Raw genomic sequence first — 17450 nt, forward strand, 5'->3', positions numbered from 1 at the left:
CCGCTCGCTACGGTCGCGCGCAGATGTTGATGCACGCGCCCCCAACCGATGCCGCTTCCGGCCCGCCGCCCCGCCCGCAGCGGGCGCGCGGCGCCGTGCGGCTGGGCTTCGCCCGGCGCGACGGGTGCACCCGGCTGGCGGATCTCTACCAGGCCGGCTCGGCGCGGGCGATGCTGCCGCGCAGCCACGCGCCGCATCCCGAGGCGACGCTGATCAACACCGCCGGCGGGCTGACCGGCGGCGACCGTTTCGACTGGCGCGTGGAGCTGGCGCCGGGCACGCGCGCCACGCTGGCGACGCAGACCGCCGAGCGGGTCTACCGCAGCGCCGCCGGCGCGGCGCGGGTCGACATCGCGCTACGCGTCGGCGCCGGCGCGCATCTGGACTGGCTGGGGCAGGAGACGATCCTGTTCGAAGGCGGCGCGCTGGAGCGGCGGCTGCTGCTGGATCTGGAAGGCGATGCCACCGCGCTGATCGTCGAGCCGCTGGTGTTCGGCCGCGCGGCGATGGGCGAGACGCCGGACCGGCTGTTCCTGACCGACCGCTGGAGCCTGCGCCGCGACGCCCGCCCCCTGCACGAGGAGGCGAGCCGGATCCGCCCGCCGATGACGGCGCTGCGCGGCGCCGCGGCGCTGGGCGCGGCGCGGGCCGTCGCCACGGTGATCTATGCCGGCCACGATGCCGGCGACCGGCTGGCGCCGGCGCGCCGGCTGCTGTCCGGCGACGGCGGACCGGGCCGCGACGTGCAGGCCGCCGCCAGCGCCTGGGACGGGCGGCTGGTGGTGCGGATGATGGCCGGCGACGCCGCGCCGCTGCGCACCGCGCTGAAACGCTTTCTGACCGGCTTTCGCGGCCTGCCGCTGCCGCGGGTCTGGGCGATGTAGACGAGGTAACACCGACCGATGTACCTGACCCCCCGCGAGAAGGACAAGCTGCTGGTCAGCGTCGCCGCGATGGTGGCGCGCAACCGGCTGGCGCGCGGCGTGAAGCTGAACCACCCCGAGGCGATCGCGCTGATCAGCGATTTCGTCGTCGAGGGCGCGCGCGACGGCCGCCCGGTCGCCGAGCTGATGGCCGCCGGGGCGCGGGTGGTGCGCGCCGAGCAGTGCATGCAGGGCGTGCCCGAGATGATCCACGACGTGCAGGTCGAGGCCACCTTTCCGGACGGCACCAAGCTGGTGACCGTGCATTACCCGATCCGATGAGCCGCATGCGATGACCGATACCGACACCGACAGCCCCGGACCCGGCCGCGCGCACGACGGCGCGGCCGCCAGGCGGCTGCGGCGCGAGAAGGTCGCCCGCCGCGGGTTCGCCTTCGTGCATATCAACAAGTGCGGCGGGCGCAGCGTCGAGCATGCGCTGGGCCTGCCGAAGTTCCATGCCGACGCACAGCGGCTGCGCAAGCTGCACGGCGCCCGGCGCTGGGCGCGGATCTACTCGTTCTCGGTGGTGCGCAACCCGTTCACCCGGGTGGTGTCGCTCTACCGCTACCGGCTGCGGGCGGGGCGGCTGGGCGATCCGGCGGCGCCGATGCCGTTCGCGGAGTTCGTCGCCCGGGCGTTTCGCGACCACGATCCGGCGGTGCGCGACGGACGCAGCATGTTCCGCCCGGCATTCGACTGGCTGCACGATCCGGGCGGGAACCTGCTGGTGCGCGAGGCGTTCAGGCTGGAGGAGTTGCCGCGCCACTGGGACCATATCCTCGCCCAGGTCGGCGGCGGCGATCCGCTGCCGCACCGCAATGCCGACCCGGACCCGGTGCCGGCCGCGCAGATCTACGACGACATTTCCCGGGCCACCGTGGCCGACGCCTTCGCCGCCGATCTCGACACCTGGCAGTACCGTTTCCCCGCGTGAGGAGCCGACAATGATTCCCGGAGAACTCTTTCCCGCCGAAGGCGAGATCACCCTGAACGCGGGGCACGATTCGGTGACGCTGACCGTGTCGAACACCGGCGACCGGCCGGTGCAGGTCGGCAGCCACTACCACTTTGCCGAGGCCAATGCCGCGCTGGACTTCGACCGCGTCGCCGCGCGCGGCCTGCGGCTGGACATCGCCGCCGGCACCGCGGTGCGGTTCGAGCCCGGCCAGACCCGCGAGGTCGCGCTGGTGCCGTTCGGCGGGGCGCGGCGGATCTTCGGCTTCAACCAGGCGGTGATGGGGGCGCTGTGAGCCACCTCCCTCCCAGCGAAGACGCGCGCGCCGCGATGCCGGCCCGCGCCTCAGCCCGTGTCGGGCAGCGGCGACAGCGACCGCAGGTAGAGGATGACCGCCTGCAGGCCCTCCTCCGTCATCCTTGCGAGATTGCCGCAGGGCATCGGCGGCAGCATGCCCGCGCCGTCGGTTCGCGTTCTCGTCCTCTTCAAGGGCGGGTCTTCGCGGCACGTCTTCGCGATGCGGATGCGGGAACGGCACGAATTTGCAGGCTGTTGCCGGCCGGGAGTCGCTACAATCGCGCGGATGCGCGGCGATCGGGCGGCGCACGCGATGCCGCCCGAGACATGGCGCGGCGCGGTGTGGAGGTGCTGATGACCGGATCCGCAATCGAGATCCGCCGGGTGCGGACCCCTCAGGACATCGCCGTCGTGCGCGCGATGGTGTGGGAATTCTTCGACCTGATGCGCGCCCGCTACCCGGACATGCTGGACACCATCGACGCCTATATCGCCGACCAGGACCTGGCCGGGCAACTGGCGGATTTCCCGCGTTATTTCGCGCCGCCGGCCGGCGAATGCTTCCTGGCGCTGCTCGACGGCGGGCCCGCGGGCATCTGCAAGCTGCGTCCGGGCCGCGGCCGCACGGCCGAGCTGAACCGCATGTATGTGCGCGCCGCCGGCCGCGGCCACGGCCTGGGCCGCGCGCTGTGTCTGGCCACGGTCGAGGAGGCCTGGCGGCTGGGCTACAGCACGGTGCTGCTCGATGCGCTCTACCGGCACGTCGAGGCGCTGCCGCTCTACCGCTCGCTGGGGTTCCGGGACTACAGCGCCCGGGGCGTGTTCGGCGGCGGCGACGAACGGATCATCCACATGCGGCTCGACCGCCCGGAAAGGGAATGACGACATGCGCCGACAGAAGAACGCCGACCCCATCGGCCTGATGCGCGCCGGCTGGGACATGGCCCGCCTGATCGGCGAGGCGCAGATGGTCATCGGCATGCGGATGCTGGGCATGGCCGGGCTGTGGACGGTGAAACCGTCGGAAAACCTGCTGATGCTGACCGAGAAACAGGCCGCCTTCACCCGCATGTGGATGGCGACCGCCACCGCCACCGGCAAGGGCGCATCGCCCGACGCGGTGCTGCGCGCGGCGATCAAGCCGCTGCGCCAGAAGACCGCGCCGAACGTCCGCCGCCTGGCCCGCGCCGGCTCGCGGCCGTTCCCGAAACGATAGGAGGCCGACATGCCCGCCACGATCGCCCGCGCCGCCTATGCCGACATGTACGGCCCCACCACCGGCGACCGGCTGCGGCTGGCCGACACCGACCTGATCATCGAGGTCGAGCGCGACCTGACCATCTATGGCGAGGAGGTGAAGTTCGGCGGCGGCAAGGTGATCCGCGACGGCATGGGCCAGAGCCAGGCCAGCCGGGCGCAAGGCGCGGCCGACACCGTGATCACCAACGCGCTGATCGTCGACTGGACCGGCATCACCAAGGCCGACGTCGGCCTGAGGGACGGCCGCATCGCCGCGATCGGCAAGGCGGGCAACCCGGACACCCAGCCCGGCGTCGACATCATCATCGGGCCGGGCACGGAAGTGATCGCGGGCGAGGGCCGGATCCTGACCGCCGGCGGCTTCGATTCGCACATCCACTTCATCTGCCCGCAGCAGATCGAGGACGCGCTGCATTCGGGCCTGACCACCATGCTGGGCGGCGGCACCGGCCCGGCGCATGGCACGCTGGCCACCACCTGCACGCCCGGTCCCTGGCACATCGGGCGGATGCTGCGGGCGCTCGACGCGTTCCCGATCAATTTCGGGCTGTCGGGCAAGGGCAACGCGTCGACCCCCGGCGCGCTGGTCGAGATGGTCGAGGCCGGCGCCTGCGCGATGAAGCTGCACGAGGACTGGGGCACCACCCCCGGCGCCATTGACTGCTGCCTGTCCGTCGCCGACGACATGGACGTGCAGGTGATGATCCACACCGACACGCTGAACGAAAGCGGCTTCGTCGAGAACACCGTCGCCGCCATGAAGGGCCGCACGATCCACGCCTTCCACACCGAGGGCGCGGGCGGCGGCCACGCCCCCGACATCATCAAGGTCTGCGGCGAGCCGAACGTGATCCCGTCCTCGACCAACCCGACGCGGCCCTACACGGTCAACACGCTGGAAGAACACCTGGACATGCTGATGGTGTGCCATCACCTCGACAAGGCGATCCCCGAGGACGTGGCCTTTGCCGAGTCGCGCATCCGGCGCGAGACCATCGCCGCCGAGGACATCCTGCACGATCTGGGCGCGTTCTCGATCATCGCCTCCGACAGCCAGGCGATGGGCCGGGTGGGCGAGGTCATCATCCGCACCTGGCAGACCGCCGACAAGATGAAGAAGCAGCGCGGCCGCCTGCCTGACGAGACCGGCGACAACGACAACCTGCGCGTCCGCCGCTACATCGCCAAGTACACGATCAACCCCGCCATCGCGCACGGCATGTCCGGCGAGATCGGCTCGATCGAGGTCGGCAAGCGCGCGGACCTGGTGCTGTGGAACCCGGCCTTCTTCGGCGCCAAGCCGGAACTGGTTCTGGTCGGCGGTACGATCGCCTGCGCGCAGATGGGCGATCCCAACGCCTCGATCCCGACGCCGCAGCCGGTCCATACCCGGCCGATGTTCGGCGCCTTCGGCGGCAGCGTCGGGGCGGGGGCGGTGCATTTCGTCTCGGGCGCGGCGCAGGCGGCGGGGATCGGGGCGAAGCTGGGCCTGTCCAGGCAGACGGTCGCGGTCAGCAACACCCGCGGCGGCATCGGCAAGGCGGCGATGAAGCTGAACGATGCCATGCCCAAGGTCGAGGTCGACCCCGAGACCTACGAGGTGCGCGCCGACGGCGAGCTGCTGACCTGCGAGCCGGCGGCGGTGCTGCCGCTGGCCCAGCGCTATTTCCTGTTCTGAGGACCGCCCGCTATGCTCTCAGCACACAACGGCTTTTCGTTTTCGACGGATTGTCCCGGCACCCCGGAAGGTCCAGATTTGGGACCAGGGAGGAACCTTGATGTATGGATACAGGAGGTTTCCAATGCCAATGACCAACACTCACGCGGCACCGTCGCAGCTGTCGCACTTCGTCTCGCGCATCGGCGCGGGGATCGGCTGGGCCGTCAACGGGATCTTCGTGACCCTGGTCGAGATCGGTGCCGCTTCCGGCCGCATGCAGGAACTCGAGCGTCTGCAGGCGATGAGCGACGAAGAACTGGCCGAACTGGGCCTGCGCCGCGAGGACATCGTGCGCCACGTGTTCCGCGACCGGCTGCACGTCTGACAACGGTCCGCCCGGCGGCCCTTCGCGGGGCCGCGCGATGATCCGGGCGACCGAGGTGCTGGGCAGCGACAAGGGCTGTTTCGACAGCGTGACGCTGGACCATGACGACCGCTTCCGCCGTCGGGTGGCGATGACCACCGACGGCGGGCTTGAATTCCTGCTGGACCTGCGCCGCGCCACCGAACTGGCGGCGGGGCAGGGCCTGCGCCTGAGCGACGGCCGGGTGATCGGCGTCCGCGCCGCCGACGAGGACCTGATGGAGGTCCGCGCCCGCGATCGGCTGCACCTGCTGCGCACCGCCTGGCATGTCGGCAACCGGCATCTGCCCTGTGCCGTCCACGCCGACCGGCTGGTGCTGCGCCACGACCACGTCATCGCCGAGATGCTCGAAGGCCTGGGCTGCGAGGTCCGCCGTTTCCGCGGCCCGTTCACGCCCGAAGGCGGTGCCTACGGGCATGGCCGCACGCATGGCCACGATCATGGCCACCACCACGCGCCGCACGATCCCCATCCGCAGGAGGGCTGAGCGATGCGCTTCTTCCACCCCGACAACCGCTCGCGCAGCGACGAGCACGAACGCATCTACGCGGTATACGAGCTGTGGTTCACGGTCGTGGATGTCGCCGCCGCGGTCTCGTTCGTGGTCGGCTCGCTGCTGTTCTTCTTCGAGTCGACCACATTCGCCGCGACATGGCTGTTCCTGCTGGGCTCGACCTGCTTTGCGCTCAAGCCCAGCATCCGCCTGGCCCGCGAATGGCGCTACTGGCGGATGGGCAAGATCGACAAACTGGCGGAGCGGGAGCGTGGATAGCCGCGCGCGCCACCTGCTGCTGTCGCTGTTCTCGCCCGCCTACCCGGTGGGCAGCTTCGCCTATTCCCACGGACTGGAAAGCGCGATCGCCGACGGCGCCGTCACCTGCGCGGACGACCTGACCGACTGGCTGGCCGATGTCCTGCGCCACGGGACGGGGCGCACGGACGCGATCCTGCTGGCCCGCGCGGCGCGCGCGCCGGAAACCGCCGCCGAAGTCTCGGCCCTGGCCGAGGCGCTGGCCCCGAGCCTCGAGCGGCACACCGAAACCATGGCGCAGGGCGCGGCCTTTGCGCGGGTGACAGCCGCGGTCCACGGCACGGACCCGGGCCCGCTGGCCTTCCCCGCTGCCGTCGGCGCGGCCTCGGCGGCACTGGACCTGCCGCTCGGCGATACGGTGGCCGCGTACCTGCACGCCTTCGCCGCCAACCTCGTTTCCGCCGCTGTCCGGCTGGTGCCGCTGGGCCAGACCGACGGCCAGGCGGTGCTGGCTTCGCTGTTCCCGGTCATCGACGCCGCCGCCGCCGATGCGTTGCAGGCGGATCCGGACGATCTGGGCGGCTTTGCTCCCGGCGCCGACCTGGCGGCGATGCACCACGAAACCAAGACCGTGAGGCTTTTCCGGACATGACGACGACCAGCAACGGCCCCCTGCGCGTGGGCATCGGCGGCCCGGTGGGGGCCGGCAAGACGACCCTGACCGACCGGCTGTGCAAGGCAATGCGCGACCGCTGGTCGCTGGCGGTGATCACCAATGACATCTACACCCGCGAGGACGCCGAGGCGCTGGTGCGCAGCCAGGCGTTGCCGTCCGAGCGCATTCGCGGCGTCGAGACCGGCGGCTGCCCGCACACCGCGATCCGCGAGGACGCCTCGATCAACCTGGCCGCCGTGGCGGATCTGACGGAAAGTTTCCCCGACCTCGACCTGATCTTCATCGAATCCGGCGGCGACAACCTGGCGGCCACCTTCAGCCCGGAACTGGCCGACCTGACGATCTACATGATCGACGTCTGCATGGGCGAGGAGATCCCGCGCAAGGGCGGGCCGGGGATCACCCGCTCGGACCTGCTGGTGATCAACAAGACCGGGCTGGCGCCGCATGTCGGCGTCTCGACCGAGGTGATGGCCGGCGATGCCGCCGCCCAGCGCGGCGCCCGCCCGGTGGTGTTCGCCGACCTGCGCGAAGGGCGCGGCGTGGACGAGATCGTCGCCTTTCTCGAGCGCGCCGGCGGGCTGGCCGCCGGCTGAGCCCTACCGCGGCCCGCTCAGCGACTGCAGCGTCCTCGGATCGGCGCCGTCGATGGCCCGCACCACCGCCTCGGCCAGCGCGGTGCCGGCGGCGCCGAAATCCTCCTGGATGGCGATGATCTCGGGGCGCAGCTTGGGCAGCACCCCGAACGATTCCTTGCCCACCACGTCCAGATCGCGGCCGATCTTCAGCCCCGCCGCCTCGGCCGCGGCGACCACGGTAATTGTCGACGCGGCGCTGCCGCAGACCAGCCCGTCGGGGCGGCCACGGCCGGCCAGCACGCGGCGCACCTCGGCCTCGATCGCCGCTTCGCCGCTGTCGGTGTCGATCGGGTGCAGCGCGACCTCGTCCAGGTCCAGGCGATCGACCGCGGTGAGGAACCCCCCGCGCATGTGCGCCGCATAGGTCAGGTGCGGCGGCGGGCCCAGCAGCGCCAGCCGCCGGCGGCCGCGCGCCGCCAGCCGCTCGACCGCCATGACGCCATAGGCGCGGTTGTCGAAGTCGAAATACGGATGCTCCACCCCCATGTCCGAGCGGCCGTGGGTGGCGAACGGCAAGCCGTGCTCGCGCAGGTAGACGATGCGCGGGTCGCGCGGCTCGATCCGGCTGATGATCACCCCGTCGGCCGAGCCGGTCTCGACGATGTAGCGCACCGGCTCCAGCGGGTCGGCGCCCTGGGCGTAGGGCGTGACCACCAGGTGATAGGGCGTCGCCGACAGGTATTCCGATATGCTGTAGATCAGCCGCGAGGTCAGGCCCAGCACCTCGGTCTCGACCGACAGGATCAGGCTGATGACGTTGGTCTTGCCGGTGCGCAGCCGGACCCCGGCGCGGTTCGGGCGATAGCCGATCTGCCGCGCCACCAGCCGCACCCGTTCCTTCGTCGCCGCGCCGATGTCGGGGGCGTCCTTCAGCGCCCGCGACACCGTCGTCACCCCCAGCCCGGTCATGTAGGCGATGGTCTTCAGCGTCGGCCGGCCGTTCGCCGCCCGCGGCGCGGCGGCGGGCGGGGCGCTGGGGGCTGTGGTGTCGTCGCTGTCGGTCACGCGTGTCTGGCCCTGATGTCCCGTGTCGTCCGGGCAGGTTAGCACCGCTGGTGCGCTCGGGGAAAGCTGAAACGTTTCAGGTCGGTGAAACCCACTGACCGGATGCCGTGCGCCGGTTGCTCATTCCGTAGGTTGCGCGCTGAAGTACCAGGTAAAACATCGATTTTAAAGCGTTGGACCGCAGATGCGAGCGGGTGAAGGCGCCGCGGGCAGGGCGGCCGACGAATCTGTTGCCAGGCGCGGACGCTTCGCCTAGCGTGCTTACTGCAACGTTATAGTTCAGGGAGGACTCAATGGCGCGCGCATACAGAACGGCCCTCATGGCCGCATCGGCGCTGGTACCGGCAACGCTTGCATCCGCCACCGAGCTTGAGGTCACGCACTGGTGGACCTCGGGCGGCGAGGCGGCGGCGGTTGCGGAATTCGCGAAGGCGTTCGACGCGATCGGCCACAAGTGGGTGGACGGCGCGATCGCCGGTTCCGGCGGCACCGCGCGGCCGATCATGATCAGCCGCATCACCGGGGGCGATCCGATGGGCGCGACCCAGTTCAACCACGGCCAGCAGGCGCAGGAACTGGTCGAGGCCGGGCTGATGCGCGATCTGACCGACCTGGCCGAGGCCGAGGGCTGGAAGGATCTGGTCAACCCGCCGTCGCTGCTGGACAGCTGCACGCTGGACGGCAAGATCTATTGCGTGCCGGTGAACATCCACTCGCAGCAGTGGCTGTGGCTGTCGAACGCGGCGTTCGAGCAGGCCGGCGTCGCGGTGCCGACCAACTGGGACGAGTTCGTCGCCGCCGCCCCGGCGCTGCGCGAGGCCGGCATCCTGCCGCTGGCGATGGGGCAGCAGCCGTGGCAGACGACGCTGGCCTTCCAGGTGATCCTGACCGCGATCCTCGGCCCCGAGGGCTATACCAGGGTGTTCGGCGACAAGGACGCCGAGTTCGCCGGCGGGCCGGAAATGGCCGAGGTCTTCCAGGCCGCCGCCACCGCCCGCGAGATGTCGCAGGGCTCGAACGTGCAGGACTGGAACCAGGCCACCAACCTGGTGATCACCGACAAGGCCGGCGGCCAGATCATGGGCGACTGGGCGCAGGGCGAGTTCCAGGTCGCGGGCGAGGTCGCCGGCGAGGACTACACCTGCCTGCCGGGCCTGGGCGTGAACGAGGTGATCATGACCGGCGGCGACGCCTTCTACTTCCCGAAGGTGGACGATGCCGACATCACCCAGGCGCAGGAGGATCTGGCCAGCGTGATGATGTCGCCCGAGACGCAGGTCGCCTTCAACCTCAAGAAGGGCTCGCTGCCGGTGCGCGGCGACGTCGACCTGGCCGCGGCCAACGACTGCATGAAGAAGGGCCTGGACATCCTGGCCGAGGGCAACACGATCTCGTCGCCCGACCAGCTGGTGTCGCCGGACTCGCTGAGCCAGATCAACGATCTGTTCGTCGAGTTCTTCAACGACCCCAACCTCGGCCCCGAGGAGGCGCAGGAGATCTTCGCCGGGCTGATCGCGGACGCCGGCTAGGGCGGACCACCCTCCACCACCGCCGCGCGCGGCGCCGGGCCCGACCCGGCGCCGCGCCGAAGGCGGCCCCAGCAACAGGCAGACGCATGTCCAACGGCAAGCGCCCGACACAGCTGTTCCGGAACCTCTCGGCCAAGATCGCCGCGATCCCGATGATCCTGACCGCCGTGGTGGTGTTCGTCGGCTGCTCGGTCTGGACCGTGGTCTATTCCTTCACCGACTCGAAGCTGCTGCCGCGCACCAACTTCGTCGGTCTCGACCAGTACGAGCGGCTGTGGGGCACCCGCCGCTGGCTGATCTCGATCGAGAACCTGGCGATCTACGGCGTGCTGTCGCTGGTCTTCAGCCTGCTGATCGGCTTTCTGCTGGCGGCGCTGCTGGACCAGAAGATCCGCTTCGAGGACACGTTCCGCACCATCTTCCTCTATCCGTTCGCGCTGAGCTTCATCGTCACCGGGCTGGTCTGGCAGTGGATCCTGAACCCGGATTTCGGCGTGCAGAACATCGTCCGCGGGCTGGGATGGGACAGCTTCACCTTCGATCCGCTCTACGACAGCTCGATCGTGATCTACGGCGTGCTGATCGCCGGGCTCTGGCAGGGCACCGGGCTGGTGATGTGCCTGATGCTGGCCGGCCTGCGCGGCATCGACGAGGACATCTGGAAGGCGACCCGCGTCGAGGGCATCCCGATGTGGAAGACCTACCTGTTCGTCGTCATCCCGATGATGCGCCCGGTGTTCATCACCACGCTGGTGATCATCGCCACCGGCATCGTCAAGCTGTACGACCTGATCGTCGCGCAGACCGGCGGCGGGCCGGGCATCGCCTCGGAAGTGCCGGCGAAATACGTCTACGACCTGATGTTCCAGGCGCAGAACCTCGGGCAGGGCTTTGCCGCCTCGACGATGATGCTGGTCACGGTGGTGATCATCGTCATCCCCTGGGCCTATCTGGAGTTCGGAGGCAGGAAGCATGGCTAACCCGCAGATCCTCGCCTCGACGGTGGTGGGGGCGGATGCCGTCGCCGGCCGGCTGGACGGGCCGACGGGGCCGCGTCCGCGCCGCGCGCTCTCGCGGCGGAACGTCATCCTCTACGGCACGCTGATCGTGATCGCGCTGTACTACCTGCTGCCGCTTTACGTGATGGTCGTGACCTCGCTCAAGGGCATGCCGGAAATCCGTCTGGGCAACATCTTCTCGCCGCCGGTGGAGGTCACGTTCCAGCCCTGGGTGAAGGCCTGGTCCGAGGCGTGCACCGGCCTGAACTGCGACGGGCTTTCGCGCGGCTTCTGGAACTCGGTCCGGATCCTGATTCCGTCGGTGGTGCTGTCGATCGCGATTGCCAGCGTCAACGGCTACGCGCTGGCGAACTGGCGCTTCAAGGGCGCGGACGTGTTCTTCACCATCCTGATCATCGGCGCGTTCATCCCCTACCAGGTGATGATCTACCCGATCGTGATCCTGCTGCGGGAAATCGGCCTCTACGGCAGCCTGACCGGGCTGGTGATCGTGCACTCGATCTTCGGCATGCCGATCCTGACGCTGCTGTTCCGCAACTATTTCACTTCCGTCCCCGAGGAACTGTTCAAGGCCGCCCGCGTCGACGGCGCCGGGTTCTGGGGGATCTACTTCCGCATCATGCTGCCGATGTCGCTGCCGATCTTCGTGGTGGCGATCATCCTTCAGGTCACCGGCATCTGGAACGACTTCCTGTTCGGCGTCGTCTACACCCGCCCCGACGTCTATCCCATGACCGTGCAGCTGAACAACATCGTCAATTCGGTGCAGGGCGTGAAGGAGTACAACGTCAACATGGCCGCCACGATCCTGACCGGTCTGGTGCCGCTGGTCGTCTACTTCTTCTCGGGCAAGCTGTTCGTCCGCGGCATCGCCGCCGGCGCCGTGAAGGGATAAGCGAATGGCCACCATCGAGATCCGGGACCTGCGGCTCAGCTTCGGCGCGCTCGACGTGCTCAAGCAGCTGAACCTCGACATTGCCGAGGGCGAGTTCATCGTGCTGCTCGGTCCCTCGGGCTGCGGCAAGTCCACGCTGCTGAACTGCATCGCCGGGCTGCTCGACGTCAGCGACGGGCAGATCCACATCGGCGGCCGGAACGTCACCTGGGAGGAGCCGAAGGACCGCGGCATCGGCATGGTGTTCCAGTCCTACGCGCTCTATCCGCAGATGAGCGTGCGCGGCAACCTGTCGTTCGGGTTGAAGAACCAGCGCCTGCCGAAGGCCGAGATCGAGCAGCGGATCGCCCGCGCCGCGAAGGTGCTGCAGATCGAGCCGCTGCTGGACCGGCGCCCGGCGGCGCTGTCCGGCGGCCAGCGCCAGCGCGTCGCCATCGGCCGGGCGCTGGTGCGCGACGTCGACGTGTTCCTGTTCGACGAGCCGCTGTCGAACCTCGACGCCAAGCTGCGCAGCGAGCTTCGGGTCGAGATCAAGCGCCTGCACCAGCAGCTGGAAAACACCATGGTCTACGTCACCCACGACCAGATCGAGGCGTTGACCCTGGCCGACCGCATCGCGGTGATGCGCGGCGGCGTCATCCAGCAGCTGGCCGACCCGGCGACGATCTACAACAAGCCGACCAACCTGTTCGTCGCCGGCTTCATCGGCTCGCCGTCGATGAGCTTTCTCGACGGGCACATCACCAGCGCCGGCGGCGCGCCGGCGTTCCGCACCGGCGATCTGACGGTCCCGCTGGCCGGCTATGACGGCGCGGTGCCTGCCGCCGACGGCCGCGCGGTGATCCTGGGCGTGCGCCCCGAGCATGTCACCATCGGCCCCGACGGGGCCGGCGGCCTGCCCGCGACCGTGGACATCGACGAGCCGATGGGCTCGGACAGCCTGGTGTGGATGCAGTTCGCCGGCCAGACCCTGTCGGCACGCACCGCGCCCGGCCACGGCCTGGCCGCCGGCCAGCAGGTGGGCCTGGGCTTCGATCCGACCAGGGCGTCGCTGTTCGACCGCGACAGCGAACAGCGCTTCTGACATCCGCCGCGCCCGCGCGGCGCGGCCCTTGCAACCGCGTCCCGGAAGCGTTCCGGGGCCGAAACCTGCCAAGAACGGAGTTTTGCCATGACCGACATTTCCTTCCAGCTCTACAGCGCACGCAGCGCGCCCGACCTGGCGGCAACGCTGAAGATGCTCGCCGCCACCGGCTACACCCAGGTCGAGGGCTATGGCGCGCTCTACGCCGACGCCACCAAGGTCGAGGCGGTGCAGGCCGCGCTGGCGCAGACCGGGCTGAAGATGCCGTCCGGGCACTTCAGCCTCGACATGCTGGAGAACAGCCCCGACCGGGTGTGCGAGATCGCCGGCAAGCTGGACATCTCCCGCGTCTTTTGTCCGCACATCGGCCCCGGCGACCGGCCGGCCGACGCCGCCGGCTGGCGCGATTTCGGCGCGCGGCTGGAGAAGGCGTCCGCGCCGATCCGCGATGCCGGCCTGGCGTTCGGCTGGCACAACCACGACTTCGAGTTCGCCGCGCTGGACGACGGCTCGACGCCGATGGAGCACATCCTCGCCGGCGGCCCCGACCTGGAGTGGGAGGCCGACATCGCCTGGATCATCCGCGGCGGCGGCGACCCGCTGGCCTGGATCGACGGGCACGGCGCGCGGATCACCGCGGTCCACGTCAAGGACATCGCGCCGCAGGGCGAATGCGCGGACGAGGACGGCTGGGCCGACGTGGGCCACGGCACCGTGGACTGGGCCGCGCTGGTGGCGGCGCTGGCGCGCTGCGACGTGAAGCTGTGGGTGGCCGAGCACGACAAGCCCAGCGATCCCGAGCGTTTCGCCCGGCGCTCGTACGATGCCATCTCCAAGCTGCTGGGGGGCCGGGCATGACCGAGAAGACGCTTGGTGTCGGGATCATCGGTTGCGGCAACATCTCGACCGCCTACCTGCAATTCGCGCCGATGTTCCGCGGCATCGAGGTGCGCGCCGTCACCGACCTGAACATGAAGACCGCGCGGGCGCAGGCCGGCAGGTTCGGCGTCAAGGCGCCGGGCATCGACGATCTGCTGGCCGACGGCGACATCGACGTGGTGGTGAACCTGACCATCCCCGAGGCGCACTACCCGGTGTCGATGGCGGCGCTGGAGGCCGGCAAGCACGTCTATTCCGAAAAGCCGCTGGCGCTGAGCGTCGCCGACGGCATCAGGATGCGCGAAGCGGCGCAGACGCGGAACCTGACCGTCGGCTGCGCCCCGGACACGATCCTGGGCGGCGCGCACCAGCTGGCGCGCAAGCTGATCGACGATGGCGAGATCGGCCGGATCACCGCCGGCACCGCGCATGTCATGTCGCACGGCATGGAGCACTGGCACCCGAACCCGGACTTCTTCTTCCAGCCCGGCGGCGGCCCGGTGCTGGACGTCGGCCCGTACTACATCGCCAACCTGATCAACCTGATCGGCCCGGTGGCGCGGGTGGCGGCGCTGGCGTCATCGGCCACGCCGACGCGCACGATCCTGTCCGCGCCGCGCAAGGGCGAGGAGATCCCGGTCGCCACGCCCACCAACGTGCACGCGCTGCTGGCGTTCGAGAACGGCGCCACCGTCACCCTGTCGACCAGCTGGGACGTCTGGGCGCACCGCCATGCCAACATGGAACTGTACGGCACCGAAGGCGCGCTGTTCGTGCCCGACCCGAACTTCTTCGGCGGCACCGTCGAGAAGGCGGGCCGCGACGGCAAGATCGCCGCGGTGCCGGACTGGGATCACCCGTTCTCGAAGGTGAACGACGACCGGCACACGCCGCCGCGGGCGAACTACCGCACCGCCGGTCTGGCCGACATGGCGCTGGCGATCCTCGAGGGCCGCGAGCCGCGCTGCTCGCTCGAGCGCACGCTGCACGCGCTCGACGTGATGACCGCGATCCTCGCCTCGGGCGAAAGCGGCAGCTTCGTCGACGTCGGCACCACCTGCACCCGGCCGCAGCCGCTGGACCCGGACCAGGCGCGCGCGCTGCTGCGCTGAGCCTTTGACCGCGTGCCCGGCGGTGCTACGGATCGCCGGGCACCAAAACGGAGATTTCCCATGACCTACGTACCCGCCGAGGACCGCCACGAACGCATGGTCTACCGCCACTGCGGCCGCTCGGGCCTGAAACTGCCGGCGGTCTCGCTGGGGCTGTGGCACAATTTCGGCCACGACACCCCGCACCGGACCAAGCGCGAGATCGTCCGCGCCGCGTTCGACAACGGCATCACCCATTTCGACCTCGCCAACAACTACGGCCCGCCGCCGGGCAGCGCCGAGGAAGCCTTCGGCGAGATCCTGAAGACCGACCTTCGCGGTTATCGCGACCAGCTGATCGTCTCGTCCAAGGCGGGCTATCGCATGTGGGATGGCCCCTACGGCGAATGGGGCAGCCGCAAGTACCTGATTTCTTCCTGCGACCAGAGCCTCAGGCGCATGGGGCTGGACTATGTCGACATCTTCTACTCGCACCGGTTCGACCCGGACACCCCGCTCGAGGAGACGATGGGCGCGCTGGATCACATCGTCCGCTCGGGCCGCGCGCTTTATGTCGGGATCTCGTCCTACAATTCCACGGACACGCGCGCGGCGGTCCGGATCCTGAACGATCTCGGCACGCCCTGCCTGATCCACCAGCCGTCCTACAACATGCTCAACCGCTGGGTCGAACGCGACGGGCTGAAGGACACGCTGACGGAGCTGGGCGTCGGCTCGATCGCGTTCACGCCGCTGGCGCAGGGCATGCTGACGGCGAAGTACCTCAAGGGCATCCCCGAGGGCAGCCGCGCCACCCAGGGCAAGTCGCTGCGCCAGGAGATGCTGTCCGAGCGCGCGATCGAGAACATCCGCGCGCTGAACGCCATCGCCGAGCGCCGCGGCCAGACGCTGGCGCAGATGGCGATCGCCTGGGTGCTGCGCGACGGCGGCATCACCACCGCGCTGATCGGCGCCTCGCGCGCCGCCCAGGTCGAGGATTGCGTCGGCGCGGTGAAGAATCTGGAGTTCACCGCCGAGGAACTGGCCGAGATCGACCGCTATGCCGACGAGGAGAAGATCAACCTCTGGGCGCAGTCCTCGGGCACCAGCGAAGGCGCCGCGCAGCGATGATCCGCAGCCCGATCCTGCCCGGCGTCACCCCCGATCCGACGATCTGCCGGGCAGGGTCGGACGACTACAGCGCCACCGCGACCTTCGATAGGTTCCCGGAGGGCCAGATCCGCCACGCGCGCGACCTGGTGAACCGGTCGCTGGCGGCGCGGCCGCTGAACCGGGCGGCGCAACTGGACAGCGCGGCATTCCCGACAGCTGCGGTGACTGCACGCCGCGCCTCGGCTGTGCCGTCGGGCTGTTCCGGCCGGCCCACCCCGACGCCAGGCGGCCGGAGGGCCGCTTCAGGGACGCGCGATGCCACACCCTCACCGTTCCCTCGGTCGCGGGGCCACGGCTTGGGACGGCGCGGCTGTGGCCCAGCGCCTATCCCTTGTTTCGACCATATACCCGGAGAGCCTGATGCGCAGCCATATCCACATCTTTGACTTGGCGGCAGACAGCGCGCGGACGCTGTTCACCGCAGAGGCGCATGTCGAGGCGCCGAACTGGCATCCGGGCGGCGACCGGCTGCTTGTCAACGCCGACGGGCGGATCTGGACGCTGCCGCTCGACGCGCCCGCGCTGCAGCCCGTCGACACCGGCTTCGCCACCGCCTGCAACAACGACCACGGACCGTCCCCCGACGGACGCACGCTGGCGATCAGCGACAAGACCGAAACCGGCAAGTCCTGCATCTACACCCTGCCGCTGGCGGGCGGCGCGCCGGCGCGGCTGACGCCGGACGTGCCGTCCTATTTCCACGGCTGGGCGCCGGACGGGCGCACGATCGCCTACTGCGCGCTGCGCGATGGCGCCTTCGACATCTTCACCATGCCCGCCGCCGGCGGCGGGGAAACCCGGCTGACCCGCGATCTGGGCCATTGCGACGGGCCGGACTACACGCCCGACGGCGCGTGGATCTGGTTCAACGCCGACAAGCCGGGCCATGCGCAGCTCTACCGCGTGCCCGCGGCCGGCGGCGCCCCCGAGCGCATGACCCGTGACGCGCGCGTCAACTGGTTCCCGCATCCGTCCCCGGACGGGCGCCAGGTGCTGTACCTGTCCTACCCGCCGGGGACCGAAGGGCACCCCGGCGGACTGGAGGTCGAGCTGCGCCTGATGCCCGCGACCGGCGGCGAACCGCGCACGCTGTTGCAGCTTTTCGGCGGGCAGGGGACGATCAACGTGCCCTGCTGGGCGCCCGACAGCCGCCATTTCGCCTTCGCCAGCTACGAAAGGGACGCATGA

At 69.9% G+C, this 17450-nt stretch carries 23 protein-coding genes; 21 read left to right on the forward strand and 2 right to left on the reverse strand.

Annotated features, from left to right (window positions below):
• Positions 1-29: 29 nt before the first annotated feature.
• The 4 genes from GE300_RS11210 to GE300_RS11225 are packed head-to-tail and all read left to right on the forward strand — an operon-like array spanning position 30 to position 2176.
• The gene (locus GE300_RS11210; RefSeq protein ID WP_154446651.1) at positions 30-884 is read left to right on the forward strand and encodes an urease accessory protein UreD; all 855 of its coding nucleotides are present in this window, start codon (positions 30-32) and stop codon (positions 882-884) included.
• Positions 885-902: 18 nt separating this feature from the next.
• Positions 903-1205, forward strand: coding sequence for an urease subunit gamma (locus GE300_RS11215; protein WP_154446652.1), 303 nt, complete (start codon positions 903-905; stop codon positions 1203-1205).
• Between the two features lie 10 nt (positions 1206-1215).
• Complete coding sequence (locus GE300_RS11220; RefSeq protein WP_154446653.1) at positions 1216-1860, forward strand: sulfotransferase family 2 domain-containing protein; 645 nt, start codon at positions 1216-1218, stop codon at positions 1858-1860.
• Between the two features lie 10 nt (positions 1861-1870).
• A complete protein-coding gene (locus GE300_RS11225) occupies positions 1871-2176 on the forward strand; it encodes an urease subunit beta (protein WP_154446654.1) in 306 nt (101 codons plus the stop codon).
• A 50-nt stretch (positions 2177-2226) separates the two neighbouring features.
• On the opposite strand, the gene GE300_RS11230 is transcribed toward GE300_RS11225, so the two are convergent.
• Positions 2227-2370, reverse strand: coding sequence for a hypothetical protein (locus GE300_RS11230; protein WP_233416938.1), 144 nt, complete (start codon positions 2368-2370; stop codon positions 2227-2229).
• Between the two features lie 162 nt (positions 2371-2532).
• Here GE300_RS11230 and GE300_RS11235 point away from each other — a divergent pair, with 162 nt between their 5' ends.
• The 8 genes from GE300_RS11235 to ureG all read left to right on the forward strand — a co-directional run bounded on the left by GE300_RS11235 (position 2533) and on the right by ureG (position 7545).
• Positions 2533-3060 carry a GNAT family N-acetyltransferase gene (locus GE300_RS11235; RefSeq protein WP_233416939.1) on the forward strand — a complete coding sequence of 176 codons (528 nt, stop codon included), beginning with the start codon at positions 2533-2535 and terminating at the stop codon, positions 3058-3060.
• A gap of 4 nt (positions 3061-3064) precedes the next feature.
• Entirely contained in the window at positions 3065-3394 is a 330-nt protein-coding gene (locus tag GE300_RS11240) for an antifreeze protein (RefSeq protein ID WP_154446656.1), read from the forward strand.
• A 9-nt stretch (positions 3395-3403) separates the two neighbouring features.
• Positions 3404-5116, forward strand: coding sequence for an urease subunit alpha (ureC, locus tag GE300_RS11245; RefSeq protein WP_154446657.1), 1713 nt, complete (start codon positions 3404-3406; stop codon positions 5114-5116).
• A gap of 124 nt (positions 5117-5240) precedes the next feature.
• Positions 5241-5483 (forward strand): hypothetical protein, encoded by a 243-nt coding sequence (locus GE300_RS11250; protein ID WP_233416940.1) that lies wholly within the window; start codon positions 5241-5243, stop codon positions 5481-5483.
• 37 nt (positions 5484-5520) lie between these two features.
• Positions 5521-6009 carry an urease accessory protein UreE gene (locus GE300_RS11255; RefSeq protein WP_154446658.1) on the forward strand — a complete coding sequence of 163 codons (489 nt, stop codon included), beginning with the start codon at positions 5521-5523 and terminating at the stop codon, positions 6007-6009.
• 3 nt (positions 6010-6012) lie between these two features.
• The gene (locus GE300_RS11260; RefSeq protein ID WP_154446659.1) at positions 6013-6294 is read left to right on the forward strand and encodes a YrhK family protein; all 282 of its coding nucleotides are present in this window, start codon (positions 6013-6015) and stop codon (positions 6292-6294) included.
• Complete coding sequence (locus GE300_RS11265) at positions 6287-6925, forward strand: urease accessory protein UreF (protein WP_325063200.1); 639 nt, start codon at positions 6287-6289, stop codon at positions 6923-6925. The genes GE300_RS11260 and GE300_RS11265 overlap by 8 nt, the downstream gene beginning before the upstream one ends.
• Positions 6922-7545, forward strand: a complete 624-nt coding sequence (gene ureG, locus GE300_RS11270; RefSeq protein WP_154446660.1) for an urease accessory protein UreG — start codon at positions 6922-6924, stop codon at positions 7543-7545. Before GE300_RS11265 ends, ureG begins: the two co-directional genes overlap by 4 nt.
• Positions 7546-7548: 3 nt before the next feature.
• Here the strand turns inward: ureG and GE300_RS11275 are convergent, their stop codons facing one another.
• On the reverse strand, positions 7549-8592 hold the full coding sequence (locus tag GE300_RS11275) for a LacI family transcriptional regulator (protein WP_325063201.1): 1044 nt from the start codon (positions 8590-8592) through the stop codon (positions 7549-7551).
• A 320-nt stretch (positions 8593-8912) separates the two neighbouring features.
• On the opposite strand from GE300_RS11275, the gene GE300_RS11280 reads away from it, so the two are divergent.
• The 9 genes from GE300_RS11280 (at position 8913) to GE300_RS11320 (ending at position 17450) form a co-directional block, all read left to right on the forward strand.
• Positions 8913-10121 (forward strand): ABC transporter substrate-binding protein, encoded by a 1209-nt coding sequence (locus GE300_RS11280; protein WP_233416941.1) that lies wholly within the window; start codon positions 8913-8915, stop codon positions 10119-10121.
• Between the two features lie 86 nt (positions 10122-10207).
• The gene (locus tag GE300_RS11285) at positions 10208-11101 is read left to right on the forward strand and encodes a carbohydrate ABC transporter permease (protein ID WP_154446662.1); all 894 of its coding nucleotides are present in this window, start codon (positions 10208-10210) and stop codon (positions 11099-11101) included.
• Positions 11094-12035, forward strand: coding sequence for a carbohydrate ABC transporter permease (locus GE300_RS11290; RefSeq protein ID WP_233416942.1), 942 nt, complete (start codon positions 11094-11096; stop codon positions 12033-12035). The genes GE300_RS11285 and GE300_RS11290 overlap by 8 nt, the downstream gene beginning before the upstream one ends.
• A 4-nt stretch (positions 12036-12039) precedes the next feature.
• Positions 12040-13119, forward strand: coding sequence for an ABC transporter ATP-binding protein (locus GE300_RS11295; protein WP_154446663.1), 1080 nt, complete (start codon positions 12040-12042; stop codon positions 13117-13119).
• 87 nt (positions 13120-13206) lie between these two features.
• The gene (locus GE300_RS11300) at positions 13207-13977 is read left to right on the forward strand and encodes a sugar phosphate isomerase/epimerase family protein (protein WP_154446664.1); all 771 of its coding nucleotides are present in this window, start codon (positions 13207-13209) and stop codon (positions 13975-13977) included.
• On the forward strand, positions 13974-15110 hold the full coding sequence (locus GE300_RS11305; protein ID WP_154446665.1) for a Gfo/Idh/MocA family protein: 1137 nt from the start codon (positions 13974-13976) through the stop codon (positions 15108-15110). The genes GE300_RS11300 and GE300_RS11305 overlap by 4 nt, the downstream gene beginning before the upstream one ends.
• A 60-nt stretch (positions 15111-15170) precedes the next feature.
• Positions 15171-16220 carry an L-glyceraldehyde 3-phosphate reductase gene (mgrA, locus tag GE300_RS11310; protein WP_154446666.1) on the forward strand — a complete coding sequence of 350 codons (1050 nt, stop codon included), beginning with the start codon at positions 15171-15173 and terminating at the stop codon, positions 16218-16220.
• Positions 16217-16648: a family 43 glycosylhydrolase gene (locus GE300_RS11315; RefSeq protein ID WP_154446667.1), complete on the forward strand. Its 432-nt coding sequence runs from the start codon at positions 16217-16219 to the stop codon at positions 16646-16648. Before mgrA ends, GE300_RS11315 begins: the two co-directional genes overlap by 4 nt.
• A complete protein-coding gene (locus tag GE300_RS11320; protein ID WP_154446668.1) occupies positions 16623-17450 on the forward strand; it encodes a TolB family protein in 828 nt (275 codons plus the stop codon). The genes GE300_RS11315 and GE300_RS11320 overlap by 26 nt, the downstream gene beginning before the upstream one ends.

This window comes from Halovulum marinum, from assembly GCF_009697225.1.
In the GTDB taxonomy this organism is placed as follows: Bacteria; Pseudomonadota; Alphaproteobacteria; order Rhodobacterales; family Rhodobacteraceae; genus Halovulum; species Halovulum marinum.

Excerpts from the sequence above, each read along its gene's own strand:
- GE300_RS11285 (WP_154446662.1), top strand. The coding sequence starts at position 10,208 with ATGTCCAACGGCAAGCGCCCGACACAGCTGTTCCGGAACCTCTCGGCC.
- GE300_RS11215 (WP_154446652.1), top strand. The coding sequence starts at position 903 with ATGTACCTGACCCCCCGCGAGAAGGACAAGCTGCTGGTCAGCGTCGCC.
- GE300_RS11305 (WP_154446665.1), top strand. The coding sequence starts at position 13,974 with ATGACCGAGAAGACGCTTGGTGTCGGGATCATCGGTTGCGGCAACATC.
- GE300_RS11225 (WP_154446654.1), top strand. The coding sequence starts at position 1,871 with ATGATTCCCGGAGAACTCTTTCCCGCCGAAGGCGAGATCACCCTGAAC.
- GE300_RS11280 (WP_233416941.1), top strand. The coding sequence starts at position 8,913 with ATGGCCGCATCGGCGCTGGTACCGGCAACGCTTGCATCCGCCACCGAG.
- GE300_RS11315 (WP_154446667.1), top strand. The coding sequence starts at position 16,217 with ATGATCCGCAGCCCGATCCTGCCCGGCGTCACCCCCGATCCGACGATC.
- GE300_RS11210 (WP_154446651.1), top strand. The coding sequence starts at position 30 with ATGCACGCGCCCCCAACCGATGCCGCTTCCGGCCCGCCGCCCCGCCCG.
- mgrA (WP_154446666.1), top strand. The coding sequence starts at position 15,171 with ATGACCTACGTACCCGCCGAGGACCGCCACGAACGCATGGTCTACCGC.
- GE300_RS11290 (WP_233416942.1), top strand. The coding sequence starts at position 11,094 with ATGGCTAACCCGCAGATCCTCGCCTCGACGGTGGTGGGGGCGGATGCC.
- GE300_RS11220 (WP_154446653.1), top strand. The coding sequence starts at position 1,216 with ATGACCGATACCGACACCGACAGCCCCGGACCCGGCCGCGCGCACGAC.
- GE300_RS11260 (WP_154446659.1), top strand. The coding sequence starts at position 6,013 with ATGCGCTTCTTCCACCCCGACAACCGCTCGCGCAGCGACGAGCACGAA.
- GE300_RS11255 (WP_154446658.1), top strand. The coding sequence starts at position 5,521 with ATGATCCGGGCGACCGAGGTGCTGGGCAGCGACAAGGGCTGTTTCGAC.
- GE300_RS11300 (WP_154446664.1), top strand. The coding sequence starts at position 13,207 with ATGACCGACATTTCCTTCCAGCTCTACAGCGCACGCAGCGCGCCCGAC.
- ureC (WP_154446657.1), top strand. The coding sequence starts at position 3,404 with ATGCCCGCCACGATCGCCCGCGCCGCCTATGCCGACATGTACGGCCCC.
- GE300_RS11250 (WP_233416940.1), top strand. The coding sequence starts at position 5,241 with ATGCCAATGACCAACACTCACGCGGCACCGTCGCAGCTGTCGCACTTC.
- GE300_RS11320 (WP_154446668.1), top strand. The coding sequence starts at position 16,623 with ATGCGCAGCCATATCCACATCTTTGACTTGGCGGCAGACAGCGCGCGG.
- GE300_RS11240 (WP_154446656.1), top strand. The coding sequence starts at position 3,065 with ATGCGCCGACAGAAGAACGCCGACCCCATCGGCCTGATGCGCGCCGGC.
- GE300_RS11295 (WP_154446663.1), top strand. The coding sequence starts at position 12,040 with ATGGCCACCATCGAGATCCGGGACCTGCGGCTCAGCTTCGGCGCGCTC.
- ureG (WP_154446660.1), top strand. The coding sequence starts at position 6,922 with ATGACGACGACCAGCAACGGCCCCCTGCGCGTGGGCATCGGCGGCCCG.
- GE300_RS11235 (WP_233416939.1), top strand. The coding sequence starts at position 2,533 with ATGACCGGATCCGCAATCGAGATCCGCCGGGTGCGGACCCCTCAGGAC.